Source organism: Sphaerisporangium sp. NPDC049002, assembly GCF_040649355.1.
In the GTDB taxonomy this organism is placed as follows: Bacteria; Actinomycetota; Actinomycetes; order Streptosporangiales; family Streptosporangiaceae; genus Sphaerisporangium.
Genome location: NZ_JBEZFH010000037.1, coordinates 1 through 13521 on the forward strand (window position 1 = coordinate 1; position 13521 = coordinate 13521).

At 69.5% G+C, this 13521-nt stretch carries 12 protein-coding genes and 1 rRNA gene; 4 read left to right on the plus strand and 9 right to left on the minus strand.

The features are described from left to right. Together rrf and AB0B89_RS10725 are read left to right on the plus strand one after the other, a co-directional pair. Nucleotides 1-84 (plus strand): 5S ribosomal RNA (gene rrf, locus AB0B89_RS10720); the annotation flags it as partial. Between the two features lie 1379 nt (nucleotides 85-1463). After that, on the plus strand, nucleotides 1464-3101 hold the full coding sequence (locus tag AB0B89_RS10725) for a substrate-binding and VWA domain-containing protein (RefSeq protein ID WP_358550884.1): 1638 nt from the start codon (nucleotides 1464-1466) through the stop codon (nucleotides 3099-3101). Here AB0B89_RS10725 and AB0B89_RS10730 read toward each other — a convergent pair. After that, nucleotides 3098-3589, minus strand: coding sequence for an Lrp/AsnC family transcriptional regulator (locus AB0B89_RS10730; RefSeq protein ID WP_358550886.1), 492 nt, complete (start codon nucleotides 3587-3589; stop codon nucleotides 3098-3100). The genes AB0B89_RS10725 and AB0B89_RS10730 overlap by 4 nt on opposite strands. Before the next feature lie 257 nt (nucleotides 3590-3846). Here AB0B89_RS10730 and AB0B89_RS10735 point away from each other — a divergent pair, with 257 nt between their 5' ends. Beyond that, on the plus strand, nucleotides 3847-4752 hold the full coding sequence (locus tag AB0B89_RS10735; RefSeq protein ID WP_358550888.1) for a phenylalanine 4-monooxygenase: 906 nt from the start codon (nucleotides 3847-3849) through the stop codon (nucleotides 4750-4752). A 105-nt stretch (nucleotides 4753-4857) separates the two neighbouring features. Here AB0B89_RS10735 and AB0B89_RS10740 read toward each other — a convergent pair whose 3' ends face one another. From AB0B89_RS10740 to pstS, 5 genes are all read right to left on the minus strand, one after another. Then, the gene (locus AB0B89_RS10740) at nucleotides 4858-5574 is read right to left on the minus strand and encodes a response regulator transcription factor (RefSeq protein ID WP_358550890.1); all 717 of its coding nucleotides are present in this window, start codon (nucleotides 5572-5574) and stop codon (nucleotides 4858-4860) included. A gap of 72 nt (nucleotides 5575-5646) precedes the next feature. Next, nucleotides 5647-6423, minus strand: coding sequence for a phosphate ABC transporter ATP-binding protein PstB (pstB, locus tag AB0B89_RS10745; RefSeq protein ID WP_358550892.1), 777 nt, complete (start codon nucleotides 6421-6423; stop codon nucleotides 5647-5649). A 12-nt stretch (nucleotides 6424-6435) separates the two neighbouring features. Next, nucleotides 6436-7323 carry a phosphate ABC transporter permease PstA gene (pstA, locus tag AB0B89_RS10750; protein WP_358550894.1) on the minus strand — a complete coding sequence of 296 codons (888 nt, stop codon included), beginning with the start codon at nucleotides 7321-7323 and terminating at the stop codon, nucleotides 6436-6438. Then, nucleotides 7320-8300 (minus strand): phosphate ABC transporter permease subunit PstC, encoded by a 981-nt coding sequence (gene pstC, locus AB0B89_RS10755; RefSeq protein WP_358550896.1) that lies wholly within the window; start codon nucleotides 8298-8300, stop codon nucleotides 7320-7322. The genes pstA and pstC overlap by 4 nt, the downstream gene beginning before the upstream one ends. Nucleotides 8301-8304: 4 nt before the next feature. Continuing rightward, nucleotides 8305-9417, minus strand: coding sequence for a phosphate ABC transporter substrate-binding protein PstS (gene pstS / locus AB0B89_RS10760; protein WP_358550898.1), 1113 nt, complete (start codon nucleotides 9415-9417; stop codon nucleotides 8305-8307). 149 nt (nucleotides 9418-9566) lie between these two features. On the opposite strand from pstS, the gene AB0B89_RS10765 reads away from it, so the two are divergent. Further along, nucleotides 9567-10046, plus strand: coding sequence for a low molecular weight protein-tyrosine-phosphatase (locus AB0B89_RS10765; protein WP_358550900.1), 480 nt, complete (start codon nucleotides 9567-9569; stop codon nucleotides 10044-10046). Between the two features lie 261 nt (nucleotides 10047-10307). Here the strand turns inward: AB0B89_RS10765 and hisN are convergent, their stop codons facing one another. From hisN to aroA, 3 genes are all read right to left on the minus strand, one after another. Next, a complete protein-coding gene (gene hisN / locus AB0B89_RS10770) occupies nucleotides 10308-11093 on the minus strand; it encodes a histidinol-phosphatase (RefSeq protein ID WP_358550902.1) in 786 nt (261 codons plus the stop codon). An 89-nt stretch (nucleotides 11094-11182) separates the two neighbouring features. Next, nucleotides 11183-12199, minus strand: a complete 1017-nt coding sequence (rsgA, locus tag AB0B89_RS10775; RefSeq protein WP_358550904.1) for a ribosome small subunit-dependent GTPase A — start codon at nucleotides 12197-12199, stop codon at nucleotides 11183-11185. Between the two features lie 26 nt (nucleotides 12200-12225). After that, a complete protein-coding gene (aroA, locus tag AB0B89_RS10780; RefSeq protein ID WP_358550907.1) occupies nucleotides 12226-13503 on the minus strand; it encodes a 3-phosphoshikimate 1-carboxyvinyltransferase in 1278 nt (425 codons plus the stop codon). Nucleotides 13504-13521 lie beyond the last annotated feature (18 nt).

Here is a 13521-nt window from a genome sequence, read left to right on the forward strand (position 1 = left end):
TACATTCCGAACCCGGAAGTTAAGCTTTCCAGCGCCGATGGTACTGCACCGGGGACGGTGTGGGAGAGTAGGACACCGCCGGACAAATATTTGATAGGTAGGGAAGCCATCCACATTGTGGGTGGCTTCCCTGCGTTATAGGGGTTATTCTCCCTCGTCCCCTCTTTATTCAATACCTCGCTTCCTACCTCGGCGTCATCCCTCCCGGGGTCGTCGATGAGCTGGCCGCGGGCCGTCGGGCTTAGATCGAGGTCGATGTCCTCCATCGGGCATGCCTGTCCCATCCGTCGCACTCTCGACGGTCCCTCGCCGTAGGCCGGCGCCGGTATCGCCGCCCCGCGTCCGACCGCGTCGGCGCCTGAGTACAGATCAAGGTTCGGCGGGTGATCCAGGTCAGAGCAGCGGAGGACCAGCGGGGTCCAGATCAGCGCAGGCGGGGGGTGGCACCGGCCGCCACCGGCCGGAGCGCGGTGGAGCGCGGTGCCGTAATACGACTGTCATAACTGCTTGAGCTGCGGCGACATGTCTTTTGACAATTGCAGTCTGTCCGTTATTCAAGCGCTTGGTTGCAATGCATGTTCGTTGTCGGCGTGACGCGCTACGCTTCCCGATACTCAGGAGCAGATCTCCACCACGTGTGGCTGGTTGGCGCTAAGGGGTGTGATGTCGTGGCCGGTAGGCATCGTAATCTTGATCCCCTTGGATATGACGGGTGGAAGGACGACCCCTCCTCCCGGGGTGACCGGCCCAAAGGCCTTCGGAGATTCAGGGGCCGCGCGTCCCAGTCCAGGAGCGCGACGCGGTCCACCAGTGATCAGGGGTCCGGGAGCACTGAGGAAGCCCAGGATGGCCGTAGACCCTGGAGCGATGAAGCACCACTCGGTCAGCTGGGGTTCGCGGCCGATCGTCAGAGGTCGTCCGCTGACGACGCGTCCCTCGGTGCTTCTAATCCCGGCGACGAGCAGACCTTTCCGAATGGACAGACGGCCCCCAACGGATATCCCTCCTGGAACGGGCACTCCTCCCACAGCGACCGTACCCTCGGCGATGACCTCGGATTCGCAGGCGACAATCAGAGATCCATCGGTGGCGAAGCATTCGTTCCCGATGCGAGATTCATCGCCGACCGCAGAGCCTGGAATGACGAAGCACCCCTTGGCGAGCTGGGTTTCTGGGGTGACCATCAGTCGTCGTTCACCCGCGAGGAGCCCCCCGGCGGATTCAGATCCGCCGGTGACCAAAGGGTCTGGAGCGACCCCGCCTCGAACGAGGGATTCGCGACTGAGCACGGATCACCGAGTGAGGTGCCATCGGCCGCGCTGGAACGCGCCACCAGCACCGAACGCGCCACGAATACCGAACGGGGTGCCAGTACCGAACGGGGTGCCAGTACCGAACGGGGTGCCAGTACCGAGCAGAAGGCCAGAAGGCCGAGAGGCGGACGGCGCCGGGTCGTCACCGCCGTGGCCCTGGGGTCCGTTTTGCTGGTCGCGCTCGCCGGTGGGGCGTACGCGCTGATGAACAGGACGGCGTGCGGCGAGCATCCCCCATTACGTGTCATGGCCGCGCCGGAGATCGGCCCGGCACTCGTCCAGATAGCCCAGAAGTACACCAAGGACGGCGGCTGCGCCGCGATATCCGTACGCACGAAGGGATCCGCGGACACGGCCGACCAACTGGCCCTTCGTAAGGACGTCGCGGACGTGTGGGTGCCCGACGCCTCGGTGTGGACGGACCTCGCGCGGGCGCAGGGCGCGGACCGGACGCTGTTCGCGCAGGGCACCTCGATCGCCCACTCGCCCGTCATCATGGCCGTCACCCAGGAGACGGCCACCAAGCTCGCGCTCCACCCCGGAGAGCCGTCCTGGACACTCCTGATCCCCACGTCGACGACCAAGAGGCGACTGCCCAGGGCGTTCACGACGTTGCCGACCCCCAGCAGGTACGCGTCGGGCCTGGCCGCGCTCAACGTGCTGAACGCCGTCGTGGCCGACCGCCCTGACATGCTGCGGATCGTCCAAGGCGTCACCGCGAACCTGAAGCGGGCCATCGTCCCTTCTGAGCAGGCGCTCTTCGATCTCGTGGACCGGCCGAACGGTGGCGCGGATCCCGTGATCGTGGCCAGCGAGCAGGCCGTCTGGCGGCACAACGACGCGCGGCCGGACCACCGGGCGATCGGCCTGTACCCCAAGGAGGGAGCCATCGCCCTCGACTACCCCTACGTGCCGATGACCAGGGACCCCGCCACGCGCCAGGCGGCCGAGGAGTTCCGCCGCGCGGTGACCTCGCCGGCGGGCCGTACGCTCCTGCAGGCCGCCGGATTCCGTGACCCGGCCGGGAAGGCCGGGCCCGCTATGGACGAGCCCCACGGGGTGCGTACGGAGCCGCCACGGGACATTCCAGCGCCCGACACCCGCACCTCGCTGCGCGCGCTGCTCTCGATGAGGCTGCTGCTCGCCGACACCCGCGCCCTCCTCCTGCTGGACATCAGCGGCTCCATGGCCGAGCAGGTTCCCGGGATGGCGGAGACGCGCATGCAGGCGACGGCGAGGTTCGCCGAGGCGGGGATCCGTAACCTGCCCAAGGGAAGCGACGTCGGCCTGTGGGTCTTCTCCACCAACCTCGACGGCGACAAGGACTACAAGGAGGTCGTGCCGGTCGGCCCGCTGGAGGAGCGCGCCCCGCAGGTCGTCCAGGAGCTACGCAAGCTGCCCGGGAGCACCCAGGGTGACACCGGCCTGTACGACTCGGTGCTGGCGGCCTTCCGGTCGGCGTCGAAGCGCCAGGTGAAGGACATGCTCAGCTCGGTCATCGTGTTCACCGACGGCAGGAACGACGACCCCCACGGCATCACCCGCAAGCAACTCGTCACCGCCCTGCGGCGGGAGTTCAAGCCCACCCAGCCCGTCACCATCACGCTGATCGGGTACGGCGACGGCATCGACGCCAGGGAACTGCGGCAGATCGCCCAGGTCACCAACGGGGTCGCCATGGTGGCCAGGACCTTCGACCAGGCGCAGCAGATCTTCCTTCAGGTCATCGCCAACCGGGTCTGCGTGGACCGGGGGAGATGCGCCTCCCAGGAGCCACAGGAACGCTAAGGCTGTTCAGGGCGCGACGCCTCGTTCAGCAACGGCTCGATGCGGTAGGGCACCTGCGTGGACAGCGCGATCGTCGTGTCGGTCCGCTGGACGGCCGGTGACGCCAGAACCCTGGCGATGATCTCCTGAAGGTGCGTGGTGCTCCGGGCGACCACCCGGCAGAGCAGGTCGGCCTGGCCGCTGGTGCCGTACACCTCGATGATCTCGGGGACGGACCTGAGTGCCTGGACGGCCTCGGCGAGCCGGCCCTGGGAGATCTGCAGGGAGACGAACGCGAGGATGGGATAGCCCATCTCGGCCGGTATGATCGTCGGCCCGAAGTCGCCGATGACGCCGCGCGCGACGAGCTTCTCGACACGGGCCTGCACGGTGCCCCGGGCGACGCCGAGCAGCCGTGCCAGCTCGGTCAGTCCGATGCGCGGGTGCGCCCGCATGGTGACCAGGAGCCGGCTGTCCAAGGGGTCGACGGAGCCGTGAGCCGTAGGCATGGGCAGAGACTACGGGTGGACCGGCCCCTGGCGTACGGGACATGTGGGTGTACGGGGGCGCCCGGTAGGGGTGGGGTGGGGTGCCGCGCGCCCGCCGAGACCCGCAGAGACGGCGCACGAAGCCCCCGAGGGCGGCCGACCCTGGGGCTGTGCGGAATGACCAGCGAACGGCCGTATTAGGGGTCGACCCCTAGATAATGTGACCACGAAAGCTGGTCGCTCTTGCCATTAAAAGTGGGAATTGCTGTAGTTCTGTCATGTTCGAGGAAGCCCAGTACTTCGCCCCAGTGGCGACCAGGGACGACGGGTCCGTCGTCGTCGAGCTGGCCGCGAACCACCCTGGAGTCGCGGACCCCGTATATCGCGAGCGCCGGAACGCCATCGCCGCCCTCGCGCTCAACCACACCCCCGGCGAGCCCATTCCCAGGGCCGACTACACCGAGCGCGAACACGAGGTGTGGGAGCTGGTCACCCGGGAGCTCGCGGTGAAGCACCGGGAGTACGCGGCCGGCGAGTACCTGAGGGGCTGCGAGCGCCTCGGCCTCCCCGCCGACCGCATCCCGCAGCTCCAGGAGGTCGGTGACCTCCTCGAACCGCTGACCGGGTTCCGCTACCTTCCGGCGGCCGGGCTCGTGCCGCTCCGTGACTTCTACGGCGTGCTGCAGGACGGCCTGTTCTACTCGACCCAGTACATCCGCCATCACTCGGTGCCGTTCTACACCCCGGAGCCCGACGTGATCCACGAGGTGATCGGGCACGCCAACGCGCTGGCCTCCGACCGGTTCGCCCGGTTGTACCGGCTCGCCGGCGCCGCCGCCCGCCGGGTGGAGACGGCCGAGGCGCTGGAGTTCGTCTCCAAGGTCTTCTGGTTCACGATGGAGTTCGGCGTGCTCGCGGAGAACGGGGCGGACCGCGCGTACGGCGCGGGCATCCTGTCGTCCTACGGCGAGATCGAGGAGTTCCGGGGGATGGACATCCTCCCGCTCGACCTGGCCGTGATGGGCACGACCACCTACGACATCACGCAGTACCAGGACGTGCTGTTCCGGGCGGAGTCGTTCGACCACCTGGAAGACGTGGTCGGCGACTTCTGGGCCACCTGCGACGACGATGTCGTCGCCCGCATCGTCACCGACGGCGCGGCGGTGAAGAGCGCGGTCTGACGGCCTGCGGCGGAAGCGAGACCGATCGCCCGCGGTCTGACGGCCTGCGGCGAAAAAGCGGGACTGATCGCCCGCGGTCCGGCGGACCAGGGCGATCAGAACCGCTCAGGCAGGAGTGACCAGGCGGTAGCCGACCCCGCGCACGGTCTGGATCAGCTGGTCGTCGTCGTCCCCGAGTCGGGCGCGCAGGCGCTTGACGTGTACCGCGATGGTGTTCGTCGACATGCTCTCCGCCGCGTGCCAGACGTGGCGCATGATCTGGTCCCGCGTCACCGTACGGTCGGCGTGGCGCATCAGGTAGTGCAGCAGCTCGAACTCGCGGAGCGGCAGGTGCACCGGCATCCCGGCGACGCGCACCTGGTAGGCGCCGGCATCGAGCTCGACGTCTCCCACGGTGAGCACGCCGCGCCCCATCGAGTCTCCCGGGAACGCCGCCTGTACGAGCGGCAGGAGCTCTGGCACGCGGTACGGCCTGGCCACGCACGCCGTGGCCCCGGCGGCCAGCGCCTGGATGGCCTGCTCGGCGTGCCCCTCGCCGACGCCGAGCAGCACCGGTACGGCCCGCGCCAGCCGTAGCGCCCGGACGAACTCCACCGGCCCTATGACGGGCAGCGAGGCGCTGACGAGCACCACGTCGGGCCGTAATGCCCCGGCCTGGATGAGGGCCTGCGCCCCGTCGGCGACTCCGGCCACGAGGACGCCCTCGCGTTCGAGCGCCGAGGCCAGTTCCCTGACCATGCCGGCATCGGGATCGGCAACCAGCAGCATGGGCGCCGGCCGAGTGTCCCCGTCCACTTCGGGTGCCGTCTGCGGCTGGGTCACACCATCTCCTTAGAACCGGGCGAACCGGAGAACCGGGCGAACCGGCCATCCGAGGCGCTGATCAGAATCCGGTCATCCGAAGCGTCCGGTGATGTAGTCCTCGGTGGCCTTCTGCGTCGGGTTGGTGAAGATCTTCGATGTCTCGTCCATCTCCACGAGCTTGCCCGGCTGGCCCTGGCCGGCCAGGTTGAAGAAGGCCGTCCTGTCGCTGACCCGCGCGGCCTGCTGCATGTTGTGCGTCACGATCACGATCGTGTAGTCGTTCTTCAGCTTGGCGATGAGGTCCTCGATGGCGAGCGTCGAGATCGGGTCCAGTGCCGAGCAGGGCTCGTCCATGAGCAGGACGGCCGGGCTGACGGCGATGGCCCGCGCGATGCACAGGCGCTGCTGCTGTCCGCCGGAGAGGCCGGCGCCCGGCTTGTTCAGGCGGTCCTTGACCTCGTTCCAGAGGTTGGCGTCCTTGAGGGAGTTCTCGACGATGCTCTCGGTCTCGGACTTGGAGACCCGGGCGTTGAGGCGCAGTCCGGCGGCGACGTTGTCGAAGATCGACATCGTCGGGAACGGGTTGGGCCGCTGGAAGACCATGCCGACCGTGCGCCGTACCGAGACCGGGTCGACGTCCGAGCCGTACAGGTCCTGGTCCTCCAGCATGATCTTGCCCTCGACGCGGGCGCCGGGAATGACCTCGTGCATGCGGTTCAGCGTCCGCAGGAACGTCGACTTGCCGCATCCGGACGGCCCGATGAAGGCGGTGACCGAGCGAGGCTCGATCGTCATCGTGATGCCTTCGATCGCCTTGTGCGACCCGTAGTACGCGTCGAGGTCGGAGACCTCGATCTGCTTGGCCATGTCGATAACCCCTTATCGGCCCTTGGCGGGCGAACGCCACCACGTGATGAGGCGTGCCACCAGGTTGAGCAGCATGACGATGACGATCAGGGTGAGCGCTCCGGCCCACGCCCGGTCGACCGCGGTGACGTTCGGCCGCTGTGCCTGGTCGAAGACGTACAGCGGGAGGCCCATCTGCGGTCCCTTGAACGGGTCCGGGTTGATGGAGTCGGTGATGAACACCGTGAGCAACAGCGGGGCCGTCTCGCCCGCGACACGGGCGATGGCCAGCATGACGCCGGTGACGATGCCGGTGAGGGCGGTCGGCAGGACGACCCGCACGATCGTCTTCCACTTGGGGACGCCGAGGGCGTACGACGCCTCGCGCAGCTCGTTCGGGACGAGGCGCAGCATCTCCTCGGCGGAGCGCACCACGGTGGGCATCATCAGGATCGACAGGGCCAGCGCGCCGGCGAAGCCGGAGTAGTTGAAGTCGAGCACGAGCACCCAGAACGCCAAGATGAAAAGACCGGCCACCACAGAGGGGATGCCGGTCATCACGTCCACGAAGAAGCTGATCGAGCGGGACAGTCGCCGGCCCTGGCCGTACTCCACCAGGTAGATCGCGGTGAGCAGGCCGATCGGCACCGAGATCAGCGTGGCCACGCCGACCTGCTCCAGCGTGCCGAGGATGGCGTGGTAGGCGCCGCCTCCGGCGTCGCGCGCGCCGATGTTGCGCATGGAGTGCGTCAGGAACTCGATGTCGAAGCGGGCGGCGCCGTTCTTGACCACCAGCCAGAGCACCGACACCAGCGGGACCACCGCGACGGCGAAGGCCAGCCAGACCAGACCCTGGACGATGCGGTTCTTCAGCCGCCGGTTGAAGGAGACCGGGGTGATGACACTGGGCGACATGGTCATGCGGCGGCCCTCGAGTACTCCTTGCGGCGGGCGATGATCAGCCGGGCGGCGGTGTTCACAAGCAGGGTGATCACGAACAGCACGAGGCCGGAGGCGATCAGGGCGCCCTGCCCGATGGGCGTCGCCTCGCCGAACCCGTTGGCGATGTTCGCCGCGATGCTGTTGCCGTTGGCCGACAGGACCTGGAAGCTGATCGTGAAGGTCGCGGGGAAGATGAGCGCGACCGCGATCGTCTCGCCCATCGCGCGCCCGAGTCCGAGCATGGCGGCGCTGATGACGCCGGGACGGCCGAACGGGAGCACCGACATCCTGATCATCTCCCAGCGCGTGGCGCCGAGGGCCAGCGACGCCTCTTCGAGCATCGTGGGCGCCTGGAGGAACACCTCGCGCGAGATCGCCGCGATGATCGGCAGAATCATGATCGCGAGCACGATGGAGGCGGTCAGGACCGACTTGCCGTAGACCGCGTCTCCCGCGAACAACGGGATCCACCCGAAGTAGGTGTTCAGGAAGGTGGACGGGCCCTTCATGAACGGGATGAGGAAGATCACGCCCCACAGGCCGTAGACGACGCTGGGCACGGCCGCCAGCAGGTCGATGACGTAGCCGAGGATGCCGGCGAGGCGGCGCGGGGCGTAGTGCGAGATGAACAGCGCCACCCCGATCGCCACCGGCAGCGCCATGATCAGGGCCAGGAACGAGCTGATCACGGTGCCGAACGCCAGCGCCGCGATGCCGAAGACCGGCGGCGTGTTGTTCGGGGTCCAGATCTTCTCGGTGAGGAAGTGAGAGGTGTTGGCCTGGAGGGCGGGGACGGCCTTCACGATGAGGAAGACCGCGATCGCCGCCATGATCGCTAGCAGCAGGATTCCGGCGCCGGTCGTCGCGAACCGGAAAGGCCCCTCACCGCGGCTGCGCCGGAAGGCGGACCGGCCAATGGCCGACCCGCCCTCGCGTGTACGAAGTGGCGTGGCCATCGAGTTAGGCGATCGCCTCGACGGCCGTACGCACCTTGGCGACCAGGGTGGCCGGCAGCGGCGCGTAGCCGAGACCGGTCAGCGCGGCCTGGCCCTCGTCGCTCGCCGTGTAGGTGAGGAAGGACTTGACCAGCTTGGAGTCCTCGGCCGAGAGACCCTTCTCACAGGTGATCTCGTAGGTCACCAGGACGATCGGGTACGCGCCCGCGGTCTTGGTGGCGTAGTCGATCGACAGCTTCAGGTCGTTGCCGGTGCCCTTCACCTCGGCGGCCTCAACGGTCTTGGCGGCGCTCTCCGGGGTCAGCTCGACGAACTCGCCCGAGCCGTTGGCGACCTTGGCCTTGGTGAGGCCGGAGTTCTCCGCGAAGGAGAGCTCGACGTAGCTGATCGCCCCTTCGGCGCCCTTGACGGCCTGCGCGATGCCGTCGGAACCCTTGGCACCCTGACCCTTGGCCTCGGCGGGGAACGCCTTGGCGGGCTCGTACGGCCAGCCGGCCGTGGCCTTGAGGAACTTGGTGAAGTTGTCGCTGGTACCCGACTCGTCCGAGCGGTGGAACGCCTGGATGGGGGTCGAGGGCAGCTTGGCGTCGGGGTTGTCCTTCTTGATCGCGGCGTCGTCCCACTTGGTGATCTTGCTGTTGAAGATGTCACCGATGGTCTGCGGCGAGAGCTGCAAACTGTCCACACCCGGGACGTTGTAGACGACCGCGACGGGACCGATCACCATGGGAAGGTTGATCGCCTTGCCGGTCTTGCAGCGTGCGTCGGCCTGGGCGGGCTCGCCCTTGTCGTCCTTGAGCGCCGAGTCGGAACCGGCGAAGGCGACGGTGCCCTGGATGAACGACTGGACACCCGCACCGGAGCCGCTGGGCTGGTAGTTGATGCTGACACCGGGGTTGGCGCCCTGGAACGACTTCTTCCACTCGGCGATCGCGTTGGCCTGGGCAGAGGAGCCGGCCGCGTTGATCGTGCCGCTGAGGCCACTGCTGCCAGCGCTGCCGGCGGGTGCGGGGGCTGACGCGCTGTCGGTGCCGCCACTGTTGTCATCGGTGCCGCACGCGGCGAGCGAAAGCACGCCGGCGATAGCGGCCGCGGCGAGCCGGCCTGCATACTTCACGGTTGTTGTCCTCCCACGTTGTTCTCTCAACGGTTAGGACGCTAGGGAGTCAAGGTGACTTAATCCCCGGTTAAAGGTGAACGAGAAATGAACGGGCCGGGTCGCTCTCGTCGTGAACGTCCCAAGCCGCTTTGCGGAATCATGGAGGCATGACGCGCGTCTGCCTGGTGTGCATGGGCAACATCTGCAGGTCCCCGATGGCCGAAGTGGTCCTGCGACGAGTCCTGGAGGACCACGGGCTGGCCGACCGGGTGGTCGTCGACAGCGCGGGCACCGGCGGGTGGCACGCTGGCCTGCCCATGGACGAGCGCGCCCTCGCGACCTTGTCCCGCCACGGGTACGACGGGTCGCTCCATCGGGCCAGGCAGTTCCAGAGGGCCTGGTTCGGCGACCGCGACCTCGTGCTCGCCATGGACCGCGACAACCTCAGGGAGCTGCGGCGGCTGACTCCCCGGGGGGCCGAGGTGAGGCTCTTCCGCTCCTTCGACCCCGACGCGCCCGAGGGGGCCGAGGTCCCCGACCCCTACTACGGCGGCATCGACGGCTTCCTCGACGTCCTGCGCATGGTGGAGGCCGCCTCCGAGGGGCTGGCGAAGCACCTCGCCGAACAGAGCGGCCATCCTCGGTGAACGCGACTGTTCCCTTACGGACAGTCACGCGAGCGTGGATCTGCCGTAGCGTCGATGGCACTACGGGCGAGGAGGATCGGCGTGCTTCCAGGATGCGGTAACTGCAGTTGCTACCTCGACGACAGGGTGATCTCCCGGCCACCTGACGAGCGCTGACGGCCGGACGGCGCCGGGCCCACGGCGCCGGCGCGCTGAACGGGCACGGAACGGCCCGGTCCCCGGAAGGGGGCCGGGCCTCAACCGTTCACAAAGGCGGCGCGCTCAGTCGCCGAGACGCTTGAGCACCTCGCCGTGCAGGAGGGGATTGGCGCAGACGATGCTGCCGCCGTCGACGTCGGCCGACCCCGAAAGGTCGGTCCAGACGCCGCCCGCCTCCTCCACGATCACGGTGAGGGCGGCCATGTCCCAGGCGGACAGCTCGGGCTCCGCCGAGATGTCGACCGCGCCCTCGGCGACCATCACGTGCGACCAGAAGTCGCCGTACGCACGGGTGCGCCACACGGTCCTGGTGAGGTCGACGAACGCGTCGAGGCGCCCCCGCTCCTCCCAGCCGCCGAGGCTGGAGTAGGAGAACGACGCGTCCTGCAGACGGCTCACCGACGAGACGTTGCAGCGGGAGGCCTTGGTCAGGCTCCGCCCGGTCCACGCGCCGCCGTCGCGGGCGGCCCACCAGCGGCGGGACAGCGCGGGTGCCGACACCACGCCGACCACGACGCGCCCGTGCTCCATGAGCGCGATCAGCGTGGCCCAGACCGGGACGCCCCGCACGTAGTTCTTGGTGCCGTCGATCGGGTCGACGACCCAGCAGCGCGAGCCGTACCCGCTGGTCTTGCCCGTCTCCTCGCCCACGACCGCGTCGCGGGGGCGGGCACGCCGCAGGGTGCCGCGGATGGCGTCCTCGACCGCGCGGTCGGCGTCGCTCACGGGCGTCAGATCAGGTTTGGTGTCGACCCGCAGGTCAACGGCCTTGAACCGGCGCATGGTCAGATCGTCGGCGCTGTCGGCCATCATGTGCGCCAGGCGCAGGTCGTCGCTATAGCCCGTCACAGGGACAAACGCTATCGTGCCGGGGCCGGTTTCAGCAGACCTGGATCGTTCCCAGCGCGGCCCTGCGGCCCTGCCGGAACACCGCCGCCTCAGTCGTCGTCCGGCTCGCCGTCGCGGCTGGCCAGCAGGCGGCGCAGGGACGCGAGGCTCATCGGATCGGCGTGCCCCTGCGCCACCCAGGCGTCGAGCGAGCACTCCTCACCCCGGTGGCTGCACCCCTTCGGGCAGTGGACGGCGCCCTCGGCGAGCGAGGGGAAGGCGGCCAGCACGTTGTCGATGGAGACGTGCCCGAGGCCGAAGCTGCGCACTCCCGGAGTGTCGATGATCCAGCCGCCGCCGGGCAGTTCGAGCGCGACGGCCGAGCTCGACGTGTGACGGCCGCGACCCGTCACGGCGTTCACGTGGGACACCGCCCGCCCGGCATCCGGCACCAGGGCGTTGACCAGCGTGGACTTGCCGACCCCCGAGTGGCCGACGAGCACGCTCAGCCGGTCGCTGAGCTTGGAGCGCACCTCGGCGAGCTCCCCCCCCTTCCGCACCACGATGTACGGCACGCCGAGGGGGTCGTAGCGGGCGACGAGGTCGTCCGGGGTGGCGAGGTCGGCTTTGGTGAGACAGAGCAGCGGCTCGATGTCGGCGTCGAAGGCGGCGACCAGCATGCGGTCGATCATCCTCGGACGCGGCGGCGGGTCGGCCAGCGCGGTGACGATCACGAGCTGGTCGGCGTTGGCCACGATGGGGCGCTCGACCTCGTCGGTGTCGTCGGCGCTGCGCCGCAGCATCGAGGTGCGCGGTTCGAGCCGGACGATGCGCGCCAGCGTGTCGGGCTTCCCGGAGGTGTCGCCGACCAGGCTCACGCGGTCGCCGACCACGATGCCCTTGCGGCCGAGCTCGCGGGCCCTCATCGCCGTCACCGGGCGCGGCTCGTCGCCGCGCTTCCTGCCCTTGCGGCCGTCGGCGCCGCCGGGCGCCTCGGCCACGTCGCCGCCGACGAGACAGGTGTAACGGCCGCGGTCGACCGCCACGACGAACGCCGCGACGGCGTCCTCGTGCGCGGGACGGCGCCTGGTCCTCGGCCGGGACCCCTTGCCCGGCCTGACGCGCACGTCCTCCTCGTCGTACTCCCGCTTTCTCAGCTGCCTTCCTCCAGCATCAGCGCCCACATGCGGGCGAACTCGGGGAGGGTCTTGGCGGTGGTCGCGATGTCCTCCACCTGGATGCCGGGGACCACCAGGCCGATCACCGCTCCGGCCGTCGCCATGCGGTGGTCGGCGTAGCTGTGGAAGACCCCGGCGTGAAGCGGCCGTGGGTTGATCACCAGGCCGTCGGCGGTCTCGGTGACGTCGCCGCCGAGGCGGTTGATCTCGGCGGCCAGCGCGGCGAGCCGGTCGGTCTCGTGCCCCCGCAGGTGCGCGACGCCGCGCAGCGTGCTCGGCGAGACCGCCAGCGCGGCCAGGGCGGCGATCGTCGGCGTCAGCTCGCCGACGTCGTGCAGGTCGGCGTCGACGCCCTGGATCGGCCCGCCGCCGGTGACCTTCAGGCCCTCCGGAGCGCGGCTGACCGTCGCCCCCATCAGGGGCAGGAGGGCGCGCAGCTCGTCGCCGCCCTGCGTGGTCTCCTCCGGCCAGCCGGGGATCGTGACGGTGCCCCCGGTCACGAGGGCCGCGGCCAGGAAAGGGGCGGCGTTGGACAGGTCGGGCTCGACCGTGAGATCGCGGGCGGCGATCGGGCCCGGCTCGACCCGCCAGACGTCGGGCTCGCCGTCGTCCACGCGCACGCCCGCGGCGCGGAGCATCTGCACGGTCATCTCGATGTGGGGCATGGACGGCACGGGCGGCCCGCTGTGGCGCACGGTGACGCCCTTGCCGAAGCGCGCGGCGGTCAGGAGCAGCCCCGACACGAGCTGGGAGGACGCCGAGGCGTCCAGCGTGACCTCGCCCCCCGACAGCGGCCCCCGGATCGTGAACGGCAGCGCGTCGCCCGCGACCTCGGCGCCGAGCCCGCGCAGCGCGGCGAGGATCGGGCCCATCGGCCGCGTACGGGCGTGCGGGTCGCCGTCGAACGCCACCTCGCCGTCGGCCAGCGCCGCCATCGGCGGCACGAACCGCATGACCGTGCCGGCGAGGCCCACGTCGATCGACGCGCCCCCGCGCACCGGGCCGGGCACGACGTGCCAGTCGACGCCGGAGACGCTCTCGTCCGAGGCGGTCAGCTCCGCCCCGAGTGAGCGCAGGGCCGCCACCATCAGGTCGGCGTCGCGGCTGCGCAGCGCCCGCCGCACCGTGCCGGGACCGTCGGCGAGCGCGGCGAGCAAGAGGGCACGGTTGGTCACCGACTTGGACCCGGGCAGCCGGATGGTCGCCTCGACGGGCGCGGTCGCCTCCGGCGCGGGCCACAAGGGAGCTGACATAGCTCCGAGCCTACCGGG